This window comes from Pseudomonas sp. A0308 (assembly GCF_044218815.1).
GTDB classification, from domain to species: domain Bacteria; phylum Pseudomonadota; class Gammaproteobacteria; order Pseudomonadales; family Pseudomonadaceae; genus Aquipseudomonas; species Aquipseudomonas iridis.
Genome location: NZ_CP162581.1, coordinates 6144532 through 6169065, shown reverse-complemented (window position 1 = coordinate 6169065; position 24534 = coordinate 6144532). Strand labels below are relative to the sequence as shown.

22 protein-coding genes are annotated in these 24534 nt (G+C 59.8%); 16 read left to right on the top strand and 6 right to left on the bottom strand.

What is annotated here, in order from left to right:
• The first annotated feature begins 27 nt into the window (after positions 1-27).
• Both metH and AB4P92_RS28455 read left to right on the top strand, forming a co-directional pair.
• Positions 28-3738, top strand: a complete 3711-nt coding sequence (metH, locus tag AB4P92_RS28460; RefSeq protein ID WP_047301535.1) for a methionine synthase — start codon at positions 28-30, stop codon at positions 3736-3738.
• 143 nt (positions 3739-3881) lie between these two features.
• Positions 3882-4100 (top strand): DUF2970 domain-containing protein, encoded by a 219-nt coding sequence (locus AB4P92_RS28455; RefSeq protein ID WP_042559414.1) that lies wholly within the window; start codon positions 3882-3884, stop codon positions 4098-4100.
• 6 nt (positions 4101-4106) lie between these two features.
• On the opposite strand, the gene AB4P92_RS28450 is transcribed toward AB4P92_RS28455, so the two are convergent.
• A complete protein-coding gene (locus tag AB4P92_RS28450; RefSeq protein ID WP_395598547.1) occupies positions 4107-5180 on the bottom strand; it encodes an ABC transporter substrate-binding protein in 1074 nt (357 codons plus the stop codon).
• A gap of 524 nt (positions 5181-5704) precedes the next feature.
• On the opposite strand from AB4P92_RS28450, the gene AB4P92_RS28445 reads away from it, so the two are divergent.
• Entirely contained in the window at positions 5705-7363 is a 1659-nt protein-coding gene (locus tag AB4P92_RS28445; protein WP_200615342.1) for a nitrite/sulfite reductase, read from the top strand.
• Entirely contained in the window at positions 7347-7841 is a 495-nt protein-coding gene (locus AB4P92_RS28440) for a DUF934 domain-containing protein (protein ID WP_042559417.1), read from the top strand. Before AB4P92_RS28445 ends, AB4P92_RS28440 begins: the two co-directional genes overlap by 17 nt.
• Before the next feature lie 70 nt (positions 7842-7911).
• Here AB4P92_RS28440 and sohB read toward each other — a convergent pair whose 3' ends face one another.
• A complete protein-coding gene (sohB, locus tag AB4P92_RS28435) occupies positions 7912-8943 on the bottom strand; it encodes a protease SohB (protein ID WP_042559418.1) in 1032 nt (343 codons plus the stop codon).
• Positions 8944-9147: 204 nt separating this feature from the next.
• On the opposite strand from sohB, the gene AB4P92_RS28430 reads away from it, so the two are divergent.
• The 5 genes from AB4P92_RS28430 to AB4P92_RS28410 all read left to right on the top strand — a co-directional run bounded on the left by AB4P92_RS28430 (position 9148) and on the right by AB4P92_RS28410 (position 13869).
• A complete protein-coding gene (locus AB4P92_RS28430; protein ID WP_042559419.1) occupies positions 9148-9858 on the top strand; it encodes a histidine phosphatase family protein in 711 nt (236 codons plus the stop codon).
• Positions 9859-9922: 64 nt separating this feature from the next.
• Positions 9923-10237, top strand: coding sequence for an SCP2 sterol-binding domain-containing protein (locus tag AB4P92_RS28425; protein WP_007946492.1), 315 nt, complete (start codon positions 9923-9925; stop codon positions 10235-10237).
• Between the two features lie 426 nt (positions 10238-10663).
• Positions 10664-11527, top strand: a complete 864-nt coding sequence (locus AB4P92_RS28420) for a LysR family transcriptional regulator (RefSeq protein ID WP_047301547.1) — start codon at positions 10664-10666, stop codon at positions 11525-11527.
• Between the two features lie 123 nt (positions 11528-11650).
• Complete coding sequence (locus AB4P92_RS28415) at positions 11651-12796, top strand: SRPBCC family protein (RefSeq protein WP_395598546.1); 1146 nt, start codon at positions 11651-11653, stop codon at positions 12794-12796.
• Positions 12793-13869, top strand: coding sequence for an SMP-30/gluconolactonase/LRE family protein (locus AB4P92_RS28410; RefSeq protein ID WP_395598545.1), 1077 nt, complete (start codon positions 12793-12795; stop codon positions 13867-13869). Before AB4P92_RS28415 ends, AB4P92_RS28410 begins: the two co-directional genes overlap by 4 nt.
• A 123-nt stretch (positions 13870-13992) precedes the next feature.
• On the opposite strand, the gene AB4P92_RS28405 is transcribed toward AB4P92_RS28410, so the two are convergent.
• Both AB4P92_RS28405 and AB4P92_RS28400 read right to left on the bottom strand, forming a co-directional pair.
• The gene (locus AB4P92_RS28405; protein ID WP_196304160.1) at positions 13993-14157 is read right to left on the bottom strand and encodes a hypothetical protein; all 165 of its coding nucleotides are present in this window, start codon (positions 14155-14157) and stop codon (positions 13993-13995) included.
• A gap of 109 nt (positions 14158-14266) precedes the next feature.
• Complete coding sequence (locus AB4P92_RS28400) at positions 14267-14509, bottom strand: DUF465 domain-containing protein (RefSeq protein ID WP_042559423.1); 243 nt, start codon at positions 14507-14509, stop codon at positions 14267-14269.
• Positions 14510-14715: 206 nt separating this feature from the next.
• Here AB4P92_RS28400 and AB4P92_RS28395 point away from each other — a divergent pair, with 206 nt between their 5' ends.
• Positions 14716-15237 carry a DUF4142 domain-containing protein gene (locus AB4P92_RS28395; protein WP_395598544.1) on the top strand — a complete coding sequence of 174 codons (522 nt, stop codon included), beginning with the start codon at positions 14716-14718 and terminating at the stop codon, positions 15235-15237.
• A gap of 63 nt (positions 15238-15300) precedes the next feature.
• On the opposite strand, the gene AB4P92_RS28390 is transcribed toward AB4P92_RS28395, so the two are convergent.
• Positions 15301-15579, bottom strand: coding sequence for a hypothetical protein (locus AB4P92_RS28390; protein WP_042559425.1), 279 nt, complete (start codon positions 15577-15579; stop codon positions 15301-15303).
• A gap of 250 nt (positions 15580-15829) precedes the next feature.
• Between AB4P92_RS28390 and AB4P92_RS28385 the strand changes: the two genes are divergently transcribed.
• From AB4P92_RS28385 to AB4P92_RS28360, 6 genes are read left to right on the top strand one after another with little or no spacing between them, the layout of a single operon-like run.
• Positions 15830-16681, top strand: a complete 852-nt coding sequence (locus tag AB4P92_RS28385; protein ID WP_395598543.1) for an STAS domain-containing protein — start codon at positions 15830-15832, stop codon at positions 16679-16681.
• A gap of 4 nt (positions 16682-16685) precedes the next feature.
• Positions 16686-17048: an STAS domain-containing protein gene (locus AB4P92_RS28380; protein ID WP_042559427.1), complete on the top strand. Its 363-nt coding sequence runs from the start codon at positions 16686-16688 to the stop codon at positions 17046-17048.
• Positions 17045-17449 (top strand): anti-sigma regulatory factor, encoded by a 405-nt coding sequence (locus AB4P92_RS28375; RefSeq protein WP_042559428.1) that lies wholly within the window; start codon positions 17045-17047, stop codon positions 17447-17449. The genes AB4P92_RS28380 and AB4P92_RS28375 overlap by 4 nt, the downstream gene beginning before the upstream one ends.
• Positions 17446-18456 (top strand): ATP-binding protein, encoded by a 1011-nt coding sequence (locus AB4P92_RS28370; protein WP_395599714.1) that lies wholly within the window; start codon positions 17446-17448, stop codon positions 18454-18456. Before AB4P92_RS28375 ends, AB4P92_RS28370 begins: the two co-directional genes overlap by 4 nt.
• Positions 18449-19324, top strand: coding sequence for a sensor histidine kinase KdpD (locus AB4P92_RS28365; protein ID WP_047301556.1), 876 nt, complete (start codon positions 18449-18451; stop codon positions 19322-19324). The genes AB4P92_RS28370 and AB4P92_RS28365 overlap by 8 nt, the downstream gene beginning before the upstream one ends.
• On the top strand, positions 19314-21236 hold the full coding sequence (locus tag AB4P92_RS28360; protein ID WP_273875535.1) for a response regulator: 1923 nt from the start codon (positions 19314-19316) through the stop codon (positions 21234-21236). The genes AB4P92_RS28365 and AB4P92_RS28360 overlap by 11 nt, the downstream gene beginning before the upstream one ends.
• Before the next feature lie 652 nt (positions 21237-21888).
• On the opposite strand, the gene AB4P92_RS28355 is transcribed toward AB4P92_RS28360, so the two are convergent.
• On the bottom strand, positions 21889-24522 hold the full coding sequence (locus AB4P92_RS28355) for an excinuclease ABC subunit A (RefSeq protein ID WP_395598542.1): 2634 nt from the start codon (positions 24520-24522) through the stop codon (positions 21889-21891).
• Between the last annotated feature and the right edge of the window lie 12 nt (positions 24523-24534).

Here is a 24534-nt window from a genome sequence, read left to right as displayed (position 1 = left end):
TCGTAATGGTCTTTCCGAGTAGTCCAAATGTCCGATCGCAGCGTCCGCCTTCAAGCTCTCAAGCAAGCTCTCAAAGAGCGCATCCTGATACTCGACGGCGGCATGGGCACGATGATCCAGAGCTACAAGCTCGAAGAACAGGATTATCGCGGCAAACGCTTCGCGGACTGGCCGAGTGACGTCAAGGGCAACAACGACCTCTTGGTACTCACCCGTCCTGACGTGATCGGCGGCATCGAAAAAGCCTATCTGGATGCTGGCGCCGACATTCTGGAAACCAACACCTTCAACGCCACACGCATTTCCATGGCCGACTACGGCATGGAAGAGCTGGCCTACGAGCTAAACGTAGAAGGCGCACGCCTGGCGCGCAAGGTTGCCGATGCCAAGACCGCAGAAAACCCCGACAAGCCACGCTTCGTCGCCGGCGTGCTCGGTCCTACGAGCCGCACCTGCTCGCTCTCGCCTGACGTCAACAACCCCGGCTACCGCAACGTCACCTTCGATGAGCTGGTGGAGAACTACACCGAAGCCACCAAAGGCCTGATTGAGGGCGGCGCCGACCTGATCCTGATCGAAACCATCTTCGACACCCTCAACGCCAAAGCGGCGATCTTCGCCGTGCAAGGCGTGTTCGAAGAGCTGCACATCGAACTGCCGATCATGATCTCCGGCACCATCACCGATGCGTCCGGCCGCACCTTGTCGGGCCAGACCACCGAAGCGTTCTGGAACTCCGTGGCCCACGCCAAGCCGATTTCGGTCGGCCTGAACTGCGCACTCGGCGCCAGTGAATTGCGTCCGTACCTGGAAGAGCTGTCGAACAAGGCCAGCACCCACGTTTCCGCGCACCCGAACGCCGGCCTGCCGAACGAGTTCGGCGAGTACGACGAACTGCCGATCGAAACCGCCAAAGTCATCGAAGAGTTCGCCCAGAGCGGCTTTCTTAACATCGTCGGCGGCTGCTGCGGCACCACGCCCGGCCACATTGAAGCCATCGCCAAAGCCGTGGCCGGTTACGCACCGCGCCAGATTCCGGACATCCCCAAGGCTTGCCGCCTGTCTGGTCTTGAGCCGTTCACCATTGATCGCAGCTCGCTGTTCGTCAACGTTGGCGAGCGCACCAACATCACCGGCTCGGCCAAGTTCGCCCGTCTGATTCGTGAAGACAACTACACCGAAGCGCTCGAAGTCGCCCTGCAACAGGTCGAAGCCGGCGCCCAGGTGATCGACATCAACATGGACGAAGGGATGCTCGATTCGAAGAAGGCGATGGTCACCTTCCTCAATCTGATCGCCGGTGAACCGGACATCTCCCGCGTACCGATCATGATCGACTCCTCAAAGTGGGAAGTGATCGAAGCCGGCCTGAAGTGCATTCAAGGCAAGGGCATCGTCAACTCGATCAGCATGAAAGAAGGCGTCGAGCAGTTCATCCACCACGCCAAACTGTGCAAGCGCTACGGCGCTGCGGTAGTGGTGATGGCGTTTGATGAAGCCGGTCAGGCCGACACCGAGGCGCGCAAAAAAGAAATCTGCAAACGCTCTTACGACATTCTGGTCAACGAAGTCGGCTTCCCGCCGGAAGACATCATCTTCGACCCGAACATCTTCGCCGTGGCCACCGGCATCGAAGAACACAACAACTACGCTGTCGACTTCATCAATGCCTGCGCCTACATCCGCGACGAACTGCCATATGCGCTGACCTCCGGCGGCGTGTCCAACGTGTCGTTCTCGTTCCGTGGCAACAACCCGGTGCGTGAGGCGATTCACTCGGTATTCCTGCTGTACGCGATCCGCAACGGCCTGACCATGGGCATCGTCAACGCCGGTCAGCTGGAAATTTACGACCAGATCCCTGTCGAGCTGCGCGATGCTGTCGAAGACGTGGTGCTCAACCGCACGCCGAACGGCACCGACGCCCTCCTCGCCATCGCCGACAAGTACAAGGGCGACGGCAGCGTCAAGGAAGCCGAGACCGAAGAATGGCGCGGCTGGCCGGTCAACAAGCGTCTGGAACACGCGCTGGTCAAAGGCATCACCACGCACATTGTTGAAGACACTGAAGAGTCGCGCCTGTCGTTCGCCCGCCCGATCGAGGTGATCGAAGGCCCACTGATGTCCGGCATGAACATCGTTGGTGACCTGTTCGGTGCCGGCAAAATGTTCCTGCCGCAGGTGGTGAAATCCGCCCGCGTGATGAAACAGGCCGTGGCCCACCTGATCCCGTTCATCGAACTGGAAAAAGGCGACAAACCGGAAGCCAAGGGCAAGATCCTCATGGCCACGGTCAAGGGCGATGTGCACGACATCGGCAAGAACATCGTCGGCGTGGTGCTCGGATGCAACGGTTATGACATCGTCGACCTCGGCGTGATGGTGCCGGCGGAGAAAATCCTCCAGGTTGCCAAAGAACAGAAGTGCGACATCATCGGCCTGTCCGGCCTGATTACGCCGTCGCTGGATGAAATGGTCCATGTGGCACGTGAGATGCAGCGTCAGGACTTCCACTTGCCGCTGATGATTGGTGGCGCAACCACCTCCAAAGCCCACACGGCGGTGAAGATCGAACCCAAATACAGCAACGACGCGGTGGTCTACGTGACCGACGCCTCCCGCGCCGTCGGCGTGGCGACGCAGTTGCTGTCCAAAGAGCTGAAGGCCGGTTTCGTCGAAAGAACCCGCGCCGAATACGTTGAAGTGCGTGAGCGCACGGCCAACCGCAGCGCCCGTACCGAGCGTTTGAGCTATGCCGCCGCCATCGCCAAGAAGCCGCAATTTGACTGGAGCACCTACGCCCCCGTCAAACCGACCTTTACCGGTGCCCGCGTTCTGGACAACATCGACCTCAAGGTGCTGGCCGAGTACATCGACTGGACGCCGTTCTTCATTTCCTGGGACCTGGCCGGCAAATTCCCGCGCATCCTCGAAGACGAAGTGGTCGGTGAAGCCGCCACTGCCCTTTACAAGGACGCGCAGGAGATGCTCGCCAAGCTGATCGACGAGAAACTGATCAGCGCCCGCGCGGTGTTCGGCTTCTGGCCGGCCAATCAGGTGCATGACGACGACATCGAACTGTACGGCGATGACGGCAAGCCATTGGCCAGACTGCACCACTTGCGCCAGCAGATCATCAAGACCGACGGCAAGCCGAACTTCTCGCTGGCCGACTTCGTCGCGCCGAAAGACAGCGAAGTCACTGACTACGTCGGTGGCTTCATCACCACTGCCGGCATCGGTGCCGAAGAAGTGGCCAAGGCTTATCAGGATGCTGGCGACGATTACAACTCGATCATGGTCAAGGCCCTCGCCGACCGTTTGGCCGAGGCTTGCGCAGAATGGTTGCACCAGCAGGTGCGTAAAGAACACTGGGGTTATGCCAAGGACGAAGTGCTCGACAACGACGCACTGATCAAAGAGCAGTATTCAGGTATCCGCCCTGCTCCGGGCTACCCGGCCTGCCCGGATCACACCGAGAAAGCCGCGTTGTTTGCGTTGCTCGACCCTGAAGCAGAAGAAATGCGTGCCGGTCGCAGCGGTGTTTTTCTCACCGAACACTACGCCATGTTCCCGGCTGCGGCGGTCAGCGGTTGGTACTTCGCCCACCCGCAGGCGCAGTACTTTGCTGTCGGCAAGATCGACAAGGATCAGGTGCAGAGCTACACCTCGCGTAAAGCTCAGGAGCTCAGCGTGACCGAGCGCTGGCTGGCGCCGAATCTGGGTTACGACAACTAATCCGGATTCAGCGCATTACCGTGTGGGAGCTGGCTTGCCAGCTCCCACAGGGATTGTGATTGAACTGACCTCTTCAGGGGTTTTGCGGTGTTCTTCCGTGGGTTGGCTATGCTTGTCTGACACACACGGCAGACGAGGGATTTATGGACGATCCAGTCGACAACAAACCGCCGAGCTTCTGGCAGATGCTGCACAGCGTGATGGCGGCGGCGTTCGGGGTGCAGAGTGGCAAAAACCGGGCAAGGGACTTCACACATGGCAAGCCCAGCCATTTCGTGCTGTTGGGCATTCTGTTCACGGCGGTATTCGCTTTGACGCTGTTTGCCATCGTCAAACTGGTGCTGCATTTTGCCGGGGTTTGACGGGCTTCAGCGCATCAGGGTCTGCAGCGTAAACGGATAGCGGTAGGAAATCGGCCGTCCCTTGGCCGAGAGCTTGCGAAAATTCACGTTGTAGCCCGGCGAGTCGCCCATGGCGAGTAATTGCCGAGCCTGGGTTTTGTTGATCAGTTGCAGTAATGGCAACTGACGGTCGCGGCCGCCGTACTGCTCCAGATCAACGCCTTGCTCATAGTCATGCAATTCGACCAGTGCCCAGCCGCCAAGGGTAAAGTGCCCGCCGACCAACGCGCTCAGGCGCCCGTCAACCACCGCCTGCAATGCAGTGCGAGACGTGTTGACCGCACTGAACAACGCATCCTTGCCCGCAACCTTGCCGCTCTCGGCGTAGGCACGCATCGCGCCGAATGCCATTTCATCGTTGGCCGACCACACCAGTGACACCTGCGGATACCGGGCGAACAACTGTTTGGCCTGTTCATAGGCGCGCTGCTCCGTCCAGCCGCTGTAGACAAGTTGACGCAAACGCACTCGCGGATGCTCGGCCAGTGCGCGCTGCATGCCCTTCTCACGCAATTGCGCCGACGGAGTGATTTTCAGACCGGAGAAAGCCAGCACTTCAATCTGCTCACCCTTGCTCACGGGCGGGTGCAACCGTATCAACTCCTTCATCATCAGGTAGCCGCCCTCCTCGTCGTTGGGCACCAGACTGCCGATCCGGTCGCTGCGTTTGCCCACCAGCGCCTGCTGATCAGGGGTCAGCGCCGCATTGACCATGAACAGCTTCACGCCACTGTTCTGCGCCAGGCGCAGGATCTGCGGTGCCACGTATTGCTCGTTGACGAACATCAGGTAATCAGGACGATTGGGGCCCAGCAATGCAAGACGTGCCTGAGCCAGAGTCAATTCAGGCTGACGCTGGGAATAGAGGATTTGCAGATCAATGCCCAGATCCCGGGCGGCTGCCTGCATGAATTGCGAGTAACTGACCCAGAACGTTTCGTCGGTGTAACCGGGATTCAGAAACAGCACGGACTCGGCTCGCACAGCATTCGCGAAAAATGCGCCGAACAGGGCAAGGCTGATGTAGAGAAACTTGAACATGAAGCATCCGGGCCCGAGGAAAAATGGCCGCGCATTATAGCCATTGAAACCCCGGCTATTGACGCCTGATCCCGCTTTTTGTCCGACAATCGTCGGAAGCGGGCCCGGACGGGTCGTTTACTGGTGGCTGACCCAGAACACCGCTGTTCCTACGACGAGAATGATCAGGAACAAAATGGCCCACGCATCAACGCTGCTATCGTTTTTTCTTGCCTTGGTCGGGTTGCTCATTGCATCGCCTCTTATCGGTTTTATCGGTGATTGCAGAAAGACTCGACCACAGTTAAGACGATGATTGTCCGCACGACAAATGTGGATTAGTTAATAACTGTTATCGTTAGGCGATTTGGTTCTTTACATATACTCAAACATCACTTTTGCGCATAACTGCAAACGGGTATATTGCCCCGGCTCCCTTAGGGAGCGCGCGGCCGTGCGCGCAGAATTGCAGAGGCAACATCGGACTCCAGCAAGCGAAAACGCAGCGTTTTCCGAGTAGCCCAAAGCCTGAGAACAGGACTTATATGTACGTATACGACGAGTACGATCAGCGGATCATCGAGGACCGCGTCAAGCAGTTCCGTGATCAGACCCGACGCTATCTGGCAGGTGAGCTGAGCGAAGAAGAATTCCGCCCGCTACGCCTGCAAAATGGCCTCTACATTCAGCGCTTCGCGCCGATGCTGCGCGTGGCGGTGCCTTACGGCCAACTGACTTCGCGTCAGATGCGCATGATGGCCAAGATTGCCCGTGACTACGACAAGGGCTACGCCCACATCAGTACCCGGCAGAACGTCCAGTTCAACTGGCCGGCGGTGGAAGACATCCCGGACATCCTCGCCGAACTGGCCACCGTGCAGATGCACGCGATCCAGACCAGCGGCAACTGCCTGCGCAACGTCACCACCGACCAGTTCGCCGGTGTCGCTGCCGACGAGCTGATCGACCCGCGCCCATGGTGCGAGATCGTTCGTCAGTGGACGACCTTCCATCCGGAATTCGCCTACCTGCCGCGCAAATTCAAGATCGCCGTCAACGGTTCGACCGCTGACCGTGCGGCCATCGAAGTACACGACATCGGTCTTGAGCCGGTGCACAACGAAGCTGGCGAACTCGGTTTCCGCGTCCTGGTGGGCGGTGGCCTCGGTCGTACGCCAGTGGTGGGCGCGTTCATCAACGAGTTCCTGCCGTGGCAGGACCTGTTGAGCTACCTCGATGCCATCCTGCGGGTCTACAACCGCTATGGTCGTCGCGACAACAAGTACAAGGCGCGGATCAAGATCCTCGTCAAGGCGCTCACCCCTGAAGTGTTCGCGCAGAAAGTCGATGCGGAAATGGAACACCTGCGCGGTGGCCAGACCACGTTGACCGAAGCCGAACTGCAGCGCGTCGCCAGGCACTTCGTCGATCCGGACTACAAAGCGCTGGAAAACCAGACCGCGCAATTGGCCGATCTGGACAAAGAACACCCAGGCTTCGCCCGCTGGCGCACCCGCAATACCCTGGCGCACAAGAAGCCGGGTTATGTGGCCGTGACCCTGTCGCTGAAACCGACTGGCGTAGCGCCGGGCGACATCACCGACAAGCAGCTTGACGCCGTCGCCGATCTGGCCGACCGCTACAGCTTCGGTCAACTGCGCACCTCCCACGAGCAAAACATCATTCTTGCCGATGTCGAGCAAAGCCAACTGTTCGCCCTGTGGGGCGAATTGCGTGAAGGTGGTTTCGCCACGCCGAACATCGGCCTGCTGACCGACATCATCTGCTGCCCTGGCGGTGATTTCTGCTCGCTGGCCAACGCCAAGTCAATCCCGATTGCCGAATCGATCCAGCGCCGTTTCGATGACCTGGACTACCTGTTCGACATCGGTGAGCTGGACCTGAACATCTCCGGTTGCATGAACGCTTGCGGTCACCACCACGTCGGCCACATCGGTATCCTGGGGGTGGACAAGAAAGGTGAGGAGTTCTATCAGGTCTCCCTCGGCGGCAGCGCCAGCCGTGATGCGAGCCTGGGCAAGATTCTCGGCCCGTCCTTCGCACAGGAAGTCATGCCTGACGTGATCTCGAAGCTGATTGACGTGTACGTGGAACAACGTACCGAAGACGAGCGCTTCATCGACACCTATCAGCGTATTGGCATCGACCTCTTCAAGGAACGCGTCTATGCAGCGAATCATTAAGAACAACGAAGTCGTCGACGAAACCTGGCACTTGCTGCCCAAGGATTTCAACATCGACGAGATCAGTAACTGCGACGATCTGATCGTTCCGCTGCAACTGTGGCGTGAACACAGCCGTATGCTCATGGCTCGCGACGGCGGTCTGGGCGTGTGGCTCGACGCAGACGAGGAAGCAGAGGAAATCGGTGAGGACGTTGATAAGTTCCAGGTGATCGCGCTGAACTTCCCGGCATTCACTGACGGGCGCAACTACTCCAACGCGCGCCTGTTGCGTGATCGCTATGGCTTCAAAGGCGAGCTGCGAGCGATTGGCGACGTGCTGCGCGATCAGCTGTTTTACATGCGCCGCTGCGGCTTCGACGCCTTTGCCGTGCGTGCAGATAAAGATCCGCACGAAGCGCTGGAAGGTCTCAAGGATTTCTCGGTGACCTATCAGGCCGCCACTGACGAACCGCTGCCGCTGTTCCGTCGCCGCTGAGTCTTCGCCACAAAAGCTGCGGACAAAAAAACGCCGGTCATTGACCGGCGTTTTTTTATGCCTGACTGACTTACCAGAAGCGCTGTTGGGTCAGACGGCTCCACCAGCTCAGCAGCACGCGATCTACCGAACCGCTGGCTGCCATGCCGATGCGCTCCTGCAGACTTTTGCGTTCGGCGTAATGCAGGTGGTAAACCTCAGCCTGCCTGGCCTTCTGCGAGAGGTATTCATCGCTGGTCTTGAGTTCGTCGACCAGTTGCTTGTCCAGCGCCGCGACGCCGAGCCAGACTTCGCCGGTCGCCACGTCATCGATGGCCAGTTGCGGACGGTAGCGGGCAACGAAGTTCTTGAACAGTTGATGGGTGATGTCCAGGTCTTCCTGAAACTTCTCGCGGCCTTTCTCGGTGTTCTCACCAAACACGGTCAGGGTGCGTTTGTACTCACCGGCGGTCAGCACTTCGAAGTCGATGTCGTGCTTCTTCAGCAGGCGGTTGACGTTGGGCAACTGCGCAACCACACCGATCGAGCCGAGAATGGCGAACGGCGCACTGATGATCTTCTCGCCGATGCACGCCATCATGTAGCCGCCGCTGGCCGCGACTTTGTCGATGCACACGGTCAAGGGCACGCCGGCTTCGCGGATACGCGCCAGTTGCGAAGACGCCAGACCGTAGCTGTGGACCATGCCGCCGCCGCTTTCCAGACGCAGGACAACTTCGTCTTTCGGCGTAGCGAGGGTCAGCAGCGCAGTGATTTCATGACGCAGGCTCTCGGTGGCCGAGGCTTTGATGTCGCCGTCGAAATCCAGCACGAACACCCGTGGTTTGGCCTCGGGTTTTTTCTTCTGCTTCTTCTCGCTCTTTTCGGACTTGGCCTCGCCCTTGCGCAAGGCCTTGAGCTGATCCTTGTCGAGCAGGGTCTGCTCCAGGCGCTCACGCAGGCCTTTATAGAAATCATTGAGCTTGCTGACCTGCAACTGCCCCGCCGACTTACGCCGGCCCTTGCTGCGCAACGCGGCAAAACTGGCGAGCACAACCAGAATGGCGATTACCAGGGTGACGGTCTTGGCCAGGAAACTGGCGTATTCGGTGAAAAACTCCACAGAGACTCCTCAAAACAAAGCGTGGATGTGATTTCCACGCGTAATGGCCCCAGCATACCCATGCGCCGGCTCGTCGGCCAGTCGTGAAACCTCTGGCAACACGCCTGTAACGGGCATTTCAAACAAGCGTATGTTTTTTCATTGACAGCTCCCCGGCATCCTCATAATCTCGCCAAACCTTCAACGTACCGGGACGACGCGGACGTGGGCAGCATCTATTTGATTCGACATGGCCAAGCCTCCTTTGGTGCAGACGACTATGACGTCCTGTCGCCGACCGGTGTGCGTCAGGCAGAAATCCTCGGTCAGCACCTCGCTGAACTGGGGATCCGCTTCGATCGCTGCCTGGCAGGTGACCTGCGCCGCCAACAACACACGGCCACCAGTGCGCTGGAGCAATTCACTGCCAAAGGCCTGTCGGTACCGACGCTGGAAACCGATTCCGCGTTCAACGAATTTGATGCTGACGCGGTAATCCGCGCCCTGCTCCCGGCGATGTTGCCAGACGAGCCTGAAGCCCTCGACATCTTGCGCAACGCTGCGCAAAACCGCGGCGAGTTCCAGCGCATTTTTGCCCTGATCATCGAGCGCTGGCTGGCCGGCACCTATGACACACCGGGGCTGGAGAGCTGGCTGGGTTTCGTTGAACGGGTTCAGGCCGGGTTGCATCGAATTATTGAACAGGCCGAACAAAACCAGAAAATCGCGGTGTTCACCTCTGGCGGCACGATCACCGCCCTGCTCCACCTCATTACACAAATGCCTGCCAAACAGGCTTTTGAACTGAATTGGCAAATCGTCAACACCTCGCTCAACCAGCTGAAGTTTCGCGGCCGCGAGGTGGCCCTGGCTTCCTTCAACAGTCATGCCCATCTGCAACTGTTGAAGGCCCCGGAACTCATCACTTTCCGCTGAGTCCGGATTACTGTGACCCTTGCTGTAATCACCCAGCTCCTATTACCCAAGAAAGGATCGAACCATGACCTCCGTAGCTGATGCCGTACAAGCAATGAAAGCCAAGTTCAACCCAGCCGCTGCTGCCGGCCTGGACCTGGTCTTCGGTTTCCGCATCGACGACACCAAGAACTTCTCGCTGATCGTCAAAGACAGCACCTGCGAGCTGCAAGAAGGCGAGAACCCGGACGCCCAGGTCACTCTGGTCATGGACGGTGAAACCCTGCAAGGCATCGTTGACGGTTCGACCGACGGCATGCAAGCGTTCATGGGCGGCAAACTGCGCGCTGAAGGCGACATGATGCTGGCGATGAAACTGTCCGAGCTGTTCCCTTCGTAATACCGCTGTTCAGTGACAAAAAATCCCGCCCCTGTGGCGGGATTTTTGCGTTCTGGAGCAAAGAAACCTGGCAGTGTGCGAACAGGCCACCCCCGCAATCGTCGGCGCGGTTGGTGGGATTGAGTTGGCGGGTTGATTCTGTGGCGACTGTTTTCCCCCTCACCCTGGCCCTCTCCCAAGGGAGAGGGAACCGATTCGGGAATATTGGAGATGTACACCGACTTGAAAGACCTGTTCTGAATCCAAAGTCGACCGACCTGAAGGTTTGGCGCTGAATCCATAGTCGACATGGCGGTTCAGGTCGATGCATGACGAAAGACACCTCGGTCGGTCCCCTCTCCCTCGGGGCTGTCCGACGTTTCGGGAGGGTTAGGGTGACAGGCTCTTTGCATTTACAATGCCCGCACCTCAAACACCGGCCCGCCCATGGACATCGACCTCGCTCGCACCTTTCTGGAAATCGTCCGTCACGGCAGTCTCGCGGCGGCGGCGCAGAAGCTGTTCGTCACCCAAACGGCGATCACCGCCCGGGTGCAGAAACTCGAAAGCCAGTTGGGCAGTACGCTGTTCGTGCGCAATCGCGCCGGGGCGAAATTGACGGCCAATGGCGAGGCCTTCGTGGTCTATGCCAATCAACTGGTGCAGACCTGGGAAGCGGCGCGGCGCGACCTGCCGCTGCCTGAGGGTTATCACAACGTGCTGCACATCGGCGGCGAGGTCAGCCTGTGCAACCCGCTGATGCTCAGCTGGGCCGCCGAGCTGCGCGAGAAAATCCCCGGGCATGCCCTGCGCATGGAAATCCGCGACGGTGAAAACCTGCTACGCCAACTCGAACTCGGCGTGCTCGACGCGGCGCTGGTCTATCAACCGGAATACTGGCCGGGGTTGCAGGTCGAGCAGGTGCTGGAAGAAAAACTGATTCTGGTGCGCGCGCCTGATCGCCCGGATCCCTACGTTTATATCGACTGGGGCCCGGACTTCCGCCGCCAGCACGACGCCGCCCTGCCGGAAAAAGCCAAAGCCGCGCTGAGTTTCAACCTGGGCCCGCTCGCCCTTCAGTACATCCTGGAAAACGGCGGCAGCGGCTACTTCCGCACCCGTGTGGTGCGCACCTATCTTGAAAGCGGCGCACTGGAAACGGTGACCAAAGCCCCGGAATTCGGCTATCCAACCTATCTGGTGTATTCGCGTGATCGCGACTCGGCGACATTGCAGCAAGCCTTCAATCTGCTGCGTGAAGTGATCCGCACCGATGACGATTGGTCACAACGCTGGAACCCGCTGAGCTGATCGAGAAGCCAGAGTGGGCGCTTTACACCGGATCATGGCGCATGTGGCCTCAAGGTCCGGCCTGCATTGATGGCCGGATCGGCTAATCTGCCGGGTACAACAAAATACCCGCAGGTGAACGCAGTGAGGCAGACCACCGAGGCATTCCGCAGCCGCTATCGTGCGGCCATTCATCCGCGCTACAACCCGTGGCTGCACGGCGCCTTCGTGCTGCTGTTCGGGGTGCTGGCCATCGGCGCGTTCTGGAGCAGCGTGCACCAGGCGAGCTGGCTGGAATGGCTGAGCGTGCCGCTGACCCTGCTGTTTTTCAACTTTGGCGTGTACATGGTCCATCGCCATCTTGGCCACCACAAAAAAACCTTTGCCAAAATGTTCTACGCCCGGCATGCGGGCGACCATCACAGCTTCTTCACGCCCGGCCACATGACCTACGACAGTGCTCGCGACTGGCGGGTGATTCTGTTTCCGGCGTGGCTGATCGTGATCCATACGCTGGTGATTACCCTGCCGCTGTGGTGGCTGTTCGCGAAGTTCAACGCCAACGTCGCCGGGCTGTTCGCTGGCAGCATGGTGCTGGGTTATCTGACCTACGAGGTGTTTCATGCCGCCGAACACTTGCCGCCGCACAACCCGCTGACGCGCCTGCCGTGGATCCGTCAGATGCGCCATTTGCATGAGCTGCATCACCGTCGCGAGCGCATGCAAGAGCGTAATTTCAACATTGTTCTACCGCTGATGGACTACCTGTTCGGCACCCTTTACTGGGAGCCGCAAGCCGCCCCTTTGAGCTATTCAAGAATGCCCATGACCCGCATGCAGCACCAGATCGATATCGCTGGCGACCCGATTGCCGTACTCGCCTACGCGGCCAGTGTCGGCCGCTGGCCCGAGTGGCATCCGTCATCGCTGAAGATCGACGGCCCATCCGGCCCGCTGCATGCCGGCGCATGCTTTGAAGAAGACATTCATGCCGGCGGCCGCGCAGGTCACCTGAGCTGGGCAGTCACCGAATACCTGCCCGGGCGACGCTGGTGCGCTCGGGCCCAGGGTGATCACGGGTTGTCGCTGGCGTTGACTTACGAGTGCTACGCCGAAGGTGACGGCGCGCGGTTTGTGCGCACGCTGGATTATCGTTTCGACGGCTTGGGCATGCGTATCGCCAATCGATTGCTGCTCAAGCGCCGGATCGACCGTGAGTCCGCCGCATCCATGCTCGCGCTGCGTGACATGGCTACGCAGTATCTGGCTTCAGCGAGGGCCAGCGCATGAGGTGGGGGCAGTTTCTATTGTTGCTGATTGTCGTCGTCATCGCGTTTCTGCTGCTGATGCCCACCAAGGTCGAGCCGGTCGCCTGGACACCGCAGGCGGCGCCCTCGTTGAGCGAAGGGATCTACGCCGATAACCAGCGCCTCAAAGGTGCGGTGCAGGTCGGCCCCAGTGACATCGAAGGGCCGGAAGCGCTGCTGCTGGAAGGGGAATTCCTGATCACCGGTCTGCATGACGGTCGGCTGATCCGCAGCAGTCTTGATGGCAAGGAACGCAAAGTGCTGGCCGATACCGGTGGCCGGCCACTGGGGCTTGCGCGCCATCCCAACGGGCTGCTGGTGATCGCCGACGGGGTCAAGGGTTTGCTGTCTCTCGATGCACAGGGCCAGGTGACGGCCTTGACCAAAGAAGCCAATGGCGTGCCCTTCGGTTTCACCGATGATGTGGCGATCGACAAGTCCGGGCACTATGCCTACTTCAGCGATGCCTCCAGCCGATGGGGCTACGGTCATGACGGCGAGGCGATCATTGAGCACGGCGGTGACGGACGTTTGCTGCGCTATGACTTCCAGACCGGCAAGACCAGCATCCTGCTCGACAAACTGCAGTTCGCCAACGGCGTGACCCTCGGCCCGGATGATGCCTATGTGCTGGTCAATGAAACCGGCGCCTACCGCATCAGTCGCTTCTGGCTGAAAGGCCCCCAGGCGGGCACTCATGACCTGTTTATCGACAACTTGCCGGGGCTGCCGGACAACCTGTCATTCAATGGCCACGACCGTTTCTGGGTTGCGTTGTACGCACCGCGTAATGCCTTGCTCGATGGCACGGCCGGGCATCCATTCGTGCGCAAGATGATTGTGCGGGCGTTGAGCGTGTTGCCCAAACCCGTGGAGAAGCGCGGTTTTGTATTGGGGCTGGATTTGCAGGGCAAGGTGATTACCAATCTGCAGGATGCGAGCGAGGGCAATTATTCGCCGATCACCACGGTGAGGGAGTATGGGGACTGGTTGTATTTCGGGTCGTTGAAGGCGATGCATATGGCGCGGATGCCGTTGGCTGATGCGCTGAAGTGAGTCTGTCGGTTTTGTGGTGAGTTGACTGACACCATCGCTGGCAGGCCAGCTCCCACAGGGGTTCACAGAGTATGTGCACGACCCAATACCTGTGGGGGCTGGCTTGCCAGCGATAGCGGTCTGTCAGTTGGAAGACTTGTCGAACTTGTCGGGGTTTTCGTCTTCAGGAAGATCCTCGACAGGCTCATCTGGATTGGCCGTGGTATGTGCCGGGCTGTTCGGCTCGGGATGCGTCGGCACCGGGTCGAATGCGCCCTGCTCTTCACTCGGGAATTTGGGATCGCTCATGAGGCACCTCGCAAGAAGTCGATGAATTCGGACTCTGTACATTCGAGGTGCCGGCAGGGGCTGTCGTTCCCGTCCATTTGCAACCGTAGGTCGGCGGACAACCAGAAGATCAGGACGGCGCCTGCAAGTGGCTGACGATCTCGTCCTTGACCTTCAGACGCTTCTCTTTGAGTTTTTTCAATGCGTCGTCGCTGGGGGCGTCCGAGGTGGCTGTCTCTGCCTTGACCACGTCGGCATCAGCCTGAGAATACTTGTTGATCAATGAATCCAGTCGCGGATCCTGGGTGCGTTTTTGCTGGATCTCTTCCTTCGTGCAGCTCAAGTCCTGAAACAGGTCATGGGGAACCGGCATGGAACACCTCCGTGAGTTGATCGGTGACCAACGCGACCGATTGCGCTGGCCAGCCATCAGAATGGCCTCGGTCGGGCCGTTCTGTCGACTCCCTGTCAGACCAGCGGTGGCCGTTCGTCGCCCTGTCGCAAATGCGATAAAACCTTTGATCGCCCTCGCCTCTCCACTCTTTAACGCTCACAAAAACCTGCGTGGAGATACACCAAATGGACGGATTCAACCTGCGTCACCTGGCTCTCGCCGTTGCCCTGAGTGCGAGCATGGGCAGCGCATTTGCCGCTACCGACAATGACTTCGTCGACAGTGCCGCTGCTGGTGGCATCGCCGAAATCGAAACCAGTCGCCTGGCGCTGGAAAAAAGCCAGTCTGCCGATATCAAGCAGTTTGCCGAAATGATGATCACCGATCACGGCAAGGCCAATGACGAACTGGCGACGATTGCCAAGGCTCATGATATCGAGGTGCCGGACACCACCACGCTGGTCAAACAGGCCAAAGAGAAAATTCTCGAGATGCGCGATGAATCCTTCGATGCGGCCTACGCCAACAATCAGGTAAAGGCCCACGAAGACACCATCGAGTTGTTCAAGAAGCAAGCCAATACCGTCACGGATGACAAGGTCAAAGGCGCGACCGAGCTGAAAGCCTTCGCCCAGAAAATGCTGCCAGGTCTGGAAAAACATCTGTCGGCGGCGAAAGAGCTGCAAGCCAAATATCCGAGCAAGTAAGTATCGGGCAGGCAAAAAAAGAGGCCGCATCCAATGGATGCGGCCTCCTCGTTTCAGCCTTGATTAACCCCCGTCAGTATCAATATCCGCGTCGGTCTCCTCACCCGGCTTCGCCCGATCCGGCTCAGGTTCGAAACCGGGGCTGAACTCGTTGTCGTTATCGGTGTTCTGGTTCTTCTGATCCACTGCCGGATCAGCACTTTGCGCCTGGTCTGTATCGCCCTGTTGCTGCGCAGGCTGCGTCGGCGCCGATTGCCCCGGCACTTGCGGGTCAATCGCCGGGTCATTGCGATCGATCGGTTCCCCGGATTGATTGTTCTGCTGTGTCGATTGCTCGTTCATAAGCACCTCTTTAGTCATCGCCAGCGCGACTGAAACAAGTCGGGCCTTGCAGATTCGAAGCCGCCTGCACGCCAACGTTCAAAACTTCGCGCCTTGCAGCCATGCCGACTAGAGTTACTCGGGCCTTTCTTGAGGCAAATCAAAAATATCCTCGAAGACTGCACAACTATTTGAAACGGCTACGGTCACTGATTTCGCGCCGATCAATTTGATGAAATCGGCCCCTCATTCGTTACGGAGCAACAGGCACATGGCAGCACTGCAGAACAGCACACTCGATGCGATGAAAAACAAGCAGGCACAACTGCTGGGCGAATGGATCAACGGCCTGGAAGCGAGCGGCGCCACGCGCAATCTGAAAGAACACGACCTGCAGCAGCAAACCGGCGAATTTCTGCAACTGGTGGTCACGGGCCTTGAGAGTGACAACGGCACCAACGTCAATGCGCAAGGTTGGGAAACGACCCGCCTGTTCCTTGAAAAGCTTTCCCATAGCCGCGCCCTGCTCGGCCAGGACTCGCAACAAACCGCGAGTTTCATCTTCGCCCTGAAAGGCCCGCTATTCAGGATGCTGCAAGCGCACTACAAAGAACAACCGGCGCTGCTCGCCGAGCAGCTCTGGGAAGTTTCCGAATTGCTCGACGCCTTCGGCCTGCACACCATTCGGACCTTCCAGAAATCCCGCGAAGCGGTGATCAAGCGTCAGCAGGAAGAACTGCTGGAACTCTCCACACCCGTGGTCAAGCTTTGGGACGGCGTGCTGGCGTTGCCAATGATCGGCACCCTCGATTCGCAGCGCACACAGGTCGTGATGGAATCGTTGCTGCAACGCATCGTCGATACCGGTTCGGAAATCGCCATCATCGACATTACTGGTGTGCCTACCGTCGACACCCTGGTCGCCCAGCACCTGCTGAAAACCGTTACCGCGATCCGCCTGATGGGCGCAGATTGCATCATCAGTGGCGTGCGTCCGCAGATCGCGCAGACCATCGTGCACCTGGGGCTCGACCTGCAAGGCGTGGTCACCAAGGCCAATCTGGCCGATGCGTTGAAACTGGCCCTGACACGCCTGGGCATCACCCTCAGCAAAGCGGTCTGACGTCATGGAAAGAATTCCGATTCTTCAGATGGGCGAGTTCCTGCTGGTGACCATTCAGGTCGACATGCATGACCAGCTCGCCTTGACCCTGCAGGACGATCTGTCCGAACGCATCAGCAGAACCTCGGCGCGTGGCGTGTTGATCGACATCTCGGCGCTGGACATGGTCGACTCGTTCATCGGCCGGATGATCAGCACGATCTCCGGCCTGTCGAAAATCATGGACGCTGAAACCATGCTGGTCGGTATGCAGCCGGCGGTGGCGATTACCTTGGTCGAACTCGGCCTGACTCTGCCCGGTGTCAGCACGGCGCTCAATGTCGAGCGTGGGATGAAAGTGCTGCGGGAACGAGTAAGTCAGCAATGACCGTGCGCAGTAGCGGTACTCAACCCATTCACATTGAGCAGGATGTGGTGCTGGCCCGCCAGACCGCACGCAAACTGGCCACCGAGTGCGGCATGCGCCTGATCGACCTGACCAAAATGGTCACGGCTGTCAGCGAACTGGCGCGCAACACCATGGTTTACGGGGGTGGCGGCGACATGGACTGGCAGATCCTCGATGAGGATCACAAGGTCGGTCTGCGCCTGACCTTTCGCGACGAGGGGCCGGGCATTGCCGACATCAAACTGGCAATGACCGACGGCTGGACTTCCGGCAGCGGCATGGGCCTGGGTCTGACCGGTGCTAAACGGCTGGTCCAGGAGTTCGAACTGGACACGGAGCCCGGCAAGGGCACCCGCATAACGATTACGCGATGGACATGAACATTCACGGCTCACTGACCCAAGTCTTACTGATCGAAGACAGCAGCCAGATCGGCTATGCAAGGCGCACGGCTCAACGGCTTGCCGAACAGCACGGTTTTACTGAAAGCGATGCCGGACGCGTGGCACTGGTGGTCACCGAACTGGCGAGCAATCTGCTCAAACATGCCGGCCGTGGCGAGCTGCACTTGCGCGTGCTGCCACGTCAGGGCGATGCGGGGATCGAACTGCTGGCGGTGGATCGTGCCAGGGGCTTTGATCTGGAGGCATGCCTCACTGACGGCTTTTCTACCGGCGGCACCCAAGGCATCGGCCTTGGCGCGGTGTCACGCCAGGCCGATGTGTTTGACGTGTATGCCGACCACCGCGGAGCCGTGTTGCTCGCGCGTTTGTACCCGCGCAACACCCGTCAGCCTGACCTGCTTTACGGCGTTAGTCAGCACTCGCTGCATGACGACCCGGCCTGCGGCGATGTCTGGCATCTGGCGTATCACGGCGCAGACATCAGCGCGCTGATCGTTGACGGCCTCGGCCATGGTGAAGACGCCGAAATTGCCGGCCGCGCCGGCGAGGGAGCGTTCGCCCGCGCGCCTTTCAGCACACCGACGATGCTGATGGAAGACCTGCACCGGGACATGATCGGCACCCGTGGCGGCGCGGTGGCGTTTGCGCAGTTTCATGCCGATAGCGCCAGCCTCCGTTTCACCGGGGTGGGCAATATCGGCGCCAGTCTGATTGCTGCCGACAAATCCCGCGGACTGGCTTCGCACCCTGGCATCGTTGGCGTCCAGTACCGGAAAGCCCAGCCCTTTGACTATGCTCATGTGAACGGACATCTTTTGATCATGTACAGCGACGGTTTGCAGTCCCGTTGGAATCTTCAAGACTACCCCGGCCTGGTGCACCGCCACCCTGCCGTGATAGCCGCCATTTTGCATCGCGACTTCTGCCGCGGTCGGGATGATGTAACGGTACTGGTCGTTGCTCTGGAGGCCGCCCATGGCTGAGTCGCCCCTTGCGAGCAATGCCGAACAGGCTGCGCTGATCGCCCAGTTGCAGAGCGAAACTGAAGCCTTGCGCGCAGAGCTCGATGAAACCAATCAGGGCGTGCTGGCGCTGTACGCCGAGCTCGACATTCAGGCAGAGGAATTGCGCCAGGCTTCGGACCTCAAAAGCCGTTTCCTGTCGTACATGAGCCATGAGTTCCGCACCCCGCTGGGTTCGATCCTGAGCATCAACAGCCTGCTCGCCGACGAGCTGGACGGGCCGCTGAGCCCCGAGCAACACAAACAGGTCGCCTTCGTCAGCACTGCCGCCCGCGAACTCAGCGACATGGTCGACGACTTGCTCGATCTGGCGAAAATCGAGGCCGGACGCATCACCATTTCCCCGGCGTGGTTCGACATGTTCGATCTGTTTTCCGCCCTGCGCGGGATGTTTCGGCCCATCGTCGATGCGTCGGCAGTGGACCTGATCTTCGAGGAACCCAAAGGCCTGCCGCGCCTGTACACCGACGACAAGAAACTTGCGCAAATCCTGCGCAACTTCATTTCCAACTCGCTGAAGTTCACCACGCGTGGCGAAGTGCGGGTTTCGGCGCGACTTGAAGGCACGGACAAAGTACGTTTTGCCGTCAGCGACACCGGTATTGGTATCGCGGCGGAGCTGCATGGTGCATTGTTCGAGGACTTTTCCCAGGTCGACTCGCCGCTGCAGAAACGCTTGCGCGGCACCGGCCTGGGACTTTCCTTGTGTAAACGCTTCGCGACCCTGTTGGGTGGAGAGGTCGGAATGGACAGCGCACCGGGCGTCGGCTCGACCTTCTACGTGACTATTCCGTTGGCGATCGCTTTGGAGAACGTCGATGAAACGTGACATCCGCCTGTTGATCGTCGATGACAACGTCGCCACCCGCTATGCCTTGCGCAAACGTCTTGAACGCCACGACTATGAAGTCCTCGAGGCCGGCACTGGCACTGACGGCCTGGCGTTGATCGAAAGCGAAGCGTTCGACGCCCTGATACTCGACGTCAACCTGCCGGACATGAGCGGCTTCGACATTGTGCGCATCCTGCGTGCCGATGCCCGGACCGCATTGCTGCCGGTGATCCACGTCTCGGCGGCATCGATCCAGACCGGCGACATCATCACCGGCCTCAATGCCGGTGCCGATGCCTACCTGATTCACCCGGTCGACCCGGACGTGCTGCTCGCCACCCTGCGCACCCTGCTGCGGGTGCGCGACACGGAAAATGCACTGCGCGAAAGCGAGGCGCGGTTCCGCGAGATTTTCGTCAATGTGTCGGCGCCCATTGCGGTGCTGGACGCCAACCTCAAGGTGCATGAGTGCAACCACGCGTTTACCCAGCTGATTCTGGATAACCGCGACCCGCAGGCCCTGAGCGAATGCTTCGCCGACGATCAAAACGCGATTCTCAATGAACTGCGCCTGCGCCTTGTCGATGGCGAGCGCTGGAAAGGCACGCTGAACATGCGCGTGCAAGGCGAGATTCGCGAGACCGAGTGGCAGATTTCGCCGTACCGCACGCCCGAGCTGAGCCTGGTATTCGTAGAAGACGTCACCGAACACCGCCATCGCGAACGCACGCATCTGGCACGCCTGGATGACACGACCTCACAACTGGAACGCGCCGAATCGCAGTTGCTGCAAGTGCAGAAAATGGATGCCCTGGGCAAGCTCACCGGCGGCATTGCCCACGACTTCAACAACCTGCTGACCGGCATCATCACCAGTCTTGAGTTGATCCAGAAGCGCATCGACGACAATCGTCCGGAAAAGGTCAAGTTGTATGCCGAAGCGGCGCTGAACTCCGCGATGAGCGCAGCCTCGCTCACCCATCGTTTACTGGCGTTCGCCCGTCAGCAACCGCTGGACACCCGGCCCGTGGACATCAACGAGCACATGCGGTCGCTAGAAGAACTGCTGGTGCGCACCATCGGTGAGCGGATTGCCCTGAAGCTGGAGCTGACCAACAAACCGGCAATTGCGTTGGTCGATCCGAGTCAGCTGGAAAGCGCGATGCTCAACCTGGTGATCAACGCCCGCGATGCGCTGCCCCATGGTGGCAACATCTGGGTCAACACCTACGCGGCGTATTCCCACGGTGATCCGAATCTGGCCGATGGCGCCTATGTGGCGTTGTCGGTGCGCGATGACGGCACCGGTATCGAGCACAACGTGATCGACAAGGTTTTCGACCCATTCTTCACCACCAAACCCTTGGGCCAGGGCACCGGGCTGGGCTTGTCGACGATTTATGGTTTTGCCCGGCAATCGGGCGGGGATGCGCACATTCGCAGTGTCGCCCGACGGGGCACGGAAGTGACCATCATGTTACCGGCCACCAGCCATCCGGTCGGCGTTGAAGCTTCACCAGAGGTGGTCAATGCGCGGGGTACTGGCGAGCATGTGCTGATCGTCGAGGACATGGCTGCGGTGCGGATGTTCGTCACCGAAGTGTTGGAAGATGCCGGTTACCGCTGCACTCAGGCCGGCGACATCGAGACGGCACTGGATCGCTTGCAGAACGATCCATCGATCAACCTGTTGCTGAGCGACGTCGGCTTGCCGCGCATGAGCGGGCGCAAACTGGCAGATGTTGCGCGAGGCTGGCGCGAAGAATTACCGATTCTGTTCATGACCGGCTACGCCGAAACCGCGCTCAACCGTCAGGTGTTTCTCGGCGAAGGGATGGACATGCTGGTCAAACCGTTTCAGATCAGCGAATTGCTGGACAAGGTTCGCCGCACACTCGACGGCGCCTGAACCACCGCTATCGCTGGCAAGCCAGCTCCCACACGGAGTGAAGGGAACTCGAAACCCGAGCACGACCCAAAAACCTGAGGGAGCTGGCTTGCCAGCGATCAGGCCAGCTCGCTCAACATCAATGCTGCCTGCTCCACCGCTATCGCAGGCAAGCCAGCTCCCACACGGATTGAAGGGAACTCGAAACCCGAGCACATCCCAAAAACCTGTGGGAGCTGGCTTGCCAGCGATTAGGCCTGCTCGCTCAACATCAATGCTGCCTGCTCCACCGCTATCGCTGGCAAGCCAGCTCCCACAATGGAGTGAAGCGAACTCGAAACCCGAGCACAACCCAATAACCTGTGGGAGCTGGCTTGCCAGCGATCAGGCCCGCTTGCTCAACATCAATGCTGCCTGCTCCACCGCTATCGCTGGCAAGTTAGCTCCCACAATGGAGTCAAGGGGACTCAAAACCCGAGTACAACCCAATAACCTGTGGGAGCTGGCTTGCCAGCGATCAGGCCCGCTTGCTCAACATCAATGCTGTCTGCTCCACCGCTATCGCTGGCAAGCCAGCTCCCACAATGGAGTGAAGGGAACTCAAAACCCCAGCACAACCCAGAAACCTGTGGGAGCTGGCTTGCCAGCGATCAGGCCATCGGGATCGAAGCCATTATCGGCTCAAGGCGCGGGCGAGGAATGGCGCAGTCCGGCTTTTTTTGCTGGCAGCCACTTTCTGCGGCGTGCCCGCCACGACAATTTTGCCGCCCTCATCTCCCGCTCCCGGGCCGATGTCGATCACCCAGTCGCTCTGCGCAACCACGCGCATTTCATGCTCGACCACGATGACCGTGTGCCCGGCTGTCACTAGCGAATCCAGTTGTTCCAACAGTCGGTCGACATCCCGCAGATGCAGGCCGGTGGTCGGTTCATCCAGCACATACAACGTCGCGCCGCGCTGATTGCGCTGCAACTCGGTGGCCAGTTTGATCCGCTGCGCCTCACCGCCCGACAGCTCCGTGGCCGGTTGACCAAGTCGTAGATAACCAAGGCCGATATCGCGCAACACCTCCAGCGAACGGCGAATCCCCGGCTGCCCGACAAAAACTTCCACCGCCTCATCGACCGTCAATTGCAGCACCTGCGCGATGCTCAAACCCTCCCACAAAACCGCCAGCGTCTGCGGGTTGTAACGTGCGCCATGACACGTCGGGCACGGCGCATACACGCTGGGCATAAACAGCAACTCGACACTGACAAAACCCTCACCCTCGCACGTTGCGCAACGGCCCTTGGCAACGTTGAAGGAAAACTGCCCGGCGTCATAGCCCGCCGCCCGCGCCTGGGGAGTGGCGGCGAACAGCTTGCGCACGTTGTCGAACAGCCCGGTATAGGTCGCCAGATTGGAGCGCGGCGTACGACCGATGGGTTTCTGATCGACCTGCACCAGGCGTTTGATCGACTCCAGCCCGGCCGTGATCTGGCCGCTGCTGACTAGCGGCGCGTCGTCCTCAAGGCTCAGCTCTTCAGCCTCAGCCTCAACGCTCGGCCGTCCCAGTTGTGCACCGACCAGTTCCAGCAACGCCTGACTGACCAGACTCGACTTGCCGGAACCGGACACACCGGTCACCGAAGTGAAACAGCCCAAGGGAAACTCGGCACTGAGGTTGTTGAGGTTATTGCGGGTGATGCCTTCCAGCTTCAGCCACGCCGACGGCTTGCGCGCGGCACGCGTCTGGCGTGGCGTTTCGGCGAACAGATAAGCGCGGGTCTGCGATTGTTCGATGTCGGCCAGCCCCGCAGGTGGGCCGCTGTACAACACCTGACCGCCCTTCTCACCCGCCTCCGGCCCGACGTCGATCAACCAGTCAGCGCGGCGCATGGTTTCCAGATCATGCTCAACCACAAACAGCGTATTGCCATCGGCCTTCAAGCGCTGCAAGGCTTCGAACAACGCCTCTCCGTCGGCTGGGTGCAAACCGGCGGAGGGTTCGTCGAGCACGTAAATCACGCCAAACAACTGCGAGCCCAATTGCGTCGCCAATCGCAGGCGCTGCAGCTCACCGGACGACAAGGTCGGCGTGCTGCGTTCCAGAGCCAGATAGCCCAGACCCAGTTCGGTCAACGTGGTGACCCGTTCCAGCAGATCCTCGGCAATGCGCTGCGCCGCCAGGCGTTTTTCCAGTGACAGGTTCGGTGTATGGCGCACATCTGGCGCGCTGGCGTGACCACTGGCACCCTTTGCGACGCGCTGTTGTCGGGCTTCGCGGGTTTGCGCGTGACTGAGGGTTTCGCCGGTTTCCTCGGCGTGCTCCAGATAACTGGCAGCCGCCACCGGTTTTAGAACTTCAGCGACTTGCAGCAGCGGCATCTGTGACAACTCACCGATGTCGTACCCGGCAAATGTCACCGCCAACGCCTCGCGCTTCAGCCGTTTGCCATCGCACAACGGGCAAGGACTGCCGAGCATGAACCGCGCCACGCGCTTTTTCATCAGCGCACTTTGCGAGTGGGTGAAGGTGTGCAGGATGTAGCGGCGGGCGCCGGTGAAGGTGCCTTGATAACTCGGCTCCATCTTGCGCTTGAGGGCGACACGGGTCTCTTCCGGGGTCAGCCCGGCGTACACCGGCACAGTCGGGGTTTCTTCGGTGAAGAGAATCCAGTCGCGCTGCTTTTTCGGTAACTTTCGCCATGGGATGTCGACGTCGATGCCCATCGTCACGAGGATGTCGCGCAGGTTCTGTCCCTGCCATGCCAGCGGCCAGGACGCCACGGCACGCTCGCGAATGGTCAGGTTCGGGTCCGGCACCATCAACGCTTCGGTGACTTCATAGACCCGCCCCAGACCATGACAATCAGGGCAGGCGCCCTGCGGCGTGTTCGGCGAAAAGTCCTCGGCGTACAGCATCGCCTGCCCCGGCGGGTAACTGCCGGCGCGGGAATAGAGCATGCGGATCAGGCTCGACAACGTAGTGACACTGCCCACCGAGGAGCGCGTGCTCGGCGTACCCCGCTGCTGTTGCAGGGCCACGGCGGGAGGCAGGCCTTCGATGGAATCGACATCCGGCACTCCGACCTGATCGATCAGCCGCCGCGCGTATGGCGCGACCGATTCGAAGTAGCGGCGCTGGGCTTCGGCATACAAAGTGGAAAACGCCAGGGACGACTTGCCCGACCCGGACACGCCGGTGAACACCACCAACGCATCGCGGGGGATGTCGATGTCAACGTTCTTCAAGTTGTGCTCACGGGCGCCGCGCACGCGAACCATGCCGGCGGGTGCTTTGGAGGTGCGTTTTGAAGTCATCAGCCTGCCTTG

What these genes read in the sequence shown, in the direction of transcription:
- metH (WP_047301535.1), top strand. Translation starts at nt 28, where the DNA reads ATGTCCGATCGCAGCGTCCGCCTTCAAGCTCTCAAGCAAGCTCTCAAA.
- AB4P92_RS28455 (WP_042559414.1), top strand. Translation starts at nt 3,882, where the DNA reads ATGGACGATCCAGTCGACAACAAACCGCCGAGCTTCTGGCAGATGCTG.
- AB4P92_RS28450 (WP_395598547.1), bottom strand. Translation starts at nt 5,180, where the DNA reads ATGTTCAAGTTTCTCTACATCAGCCTTGCCCTGTTCGGCGCATTTTTC.
- AB4P92_RS28445 (WP_200615342.1), top strand. Translation starts at nt 5,705, where the DNA reads ATGTACGTATACGACGAGTACGATCAGCGGATCATCGAGGACCGCGTC.
- AB4P92_RS28440 (WP_042559417.1), top strand. Translation starts at nt 7,347, where the DNA reads ATGCAGCGAATCATTAAGAACAACGAAGTCGTCGACGAAACCTGGCAC.
- AB4P92_RS28425 (WP_007946492.1), top strand. Translation starts at nt 9,923, where the DNA reads ATGACCTCCGTAGCTGATGCCGTACAAGCAATGAAAGCCAAGTTCAAC.
- AB4P92_RS28420 (WP_047301547.1), top strand. Translation starts at nt 10,664, where the DNA reads ATGGACATCGACCTCGCTCGCACCTTTCTGGAAATCGTCCGTCACGGC.
- AB4P92_RS28410 (WP_395598545.1), top strand. Translation starts at nt 12,793, where the DNA reads ATGAGGTGGGGGCAGTTTCTATTGTTGCTGATTGTCGTCGTCATCGCG.
- AB4P92_RS28405 (WP_196304160.1), bottom strand. Translation starts at nt 14,157, where the DNA reads ATGAGCGATCCCAAATTCCCGAGTGAAGAGCAGGGCGCATTCGACCCG.
- AB4P92_RS28400 (WP_042559423.1), bottom strand. Translation starts at nt 14,509, where the DNA reads ATGCCGGTTCCCCATGACCTGTTTCAGGACTTGAGCTGCACGAAGGAA.
- AB4P92_RS28395 (WP_395598544.1), top strand. Translation starts at nt 14,716, where the DNA reads ATGGACGGATTCAACCTGCGTCACCTGGCTCTCGCCGTTGCCCTGAGT.
- AB4P92_RS28390 (WP_042559425.1), bottom strand. Translation starts at nt 15,579, where the DNA reads ATGAACGAGCAATCGACACAGCAGAACAATCAATCCGGGGAACCGATC.
- AB4P92_RS28385 (WP_395598543.1), top strand. Translation starts at nt 15,830, where the DNA reads ATGGCAGCACTGCAGAACAGCACACTCGATGCGATGAAAAACAAGCAG.
- AB4P92_RS28380 (WP_042559427.1), top strand. Translation starts at nt 16,686, where the DNA reads ATGGAAAGAATTCCGATTCTTCAGATGGGCGAGTTCCTGCTGGTGACC.
- AB4P92_RS28375 (WP_042559428.1), top strand. Translation starts at nt 17,045, where the DNA reads ATGACCGTGCGCAGTAGCGGTACTCAACCCATTCACATTGAGCAGGAT.
- AB4P92_RS28370 (WP_395599714.1), top strand. Translation starts at nt 17,446, where the DNA reads ATGAACATTCACGGCTCACTGACCCAAGTCTTACTGATCGAAGACAGC.
- AB4P92_RS28365 (WP_047301556.1), top strand. Translation starts at nt 18,449, where the DNA reads ATGGCTGAGTCGCCCCTTGCGAGCAATGCCGAACAGGCTGCGCTGATC.
- AB4P92_RS28360 (WP_273875535.1), top strand. Translation starts at nt 19,314, where the DNA reads ATGAAACGTGACATCCGCCTGTTGATCGTCGATGACAACGTCGCCACC.
- AB4P92_RS28355 (WP_395598542.1), bottom strand. Translation starts at nt 24,522, where the DNA reads ATGACTTCAAAACGCACCTCCAAAGCACCCGCCGGCATGGTTCGCGTG.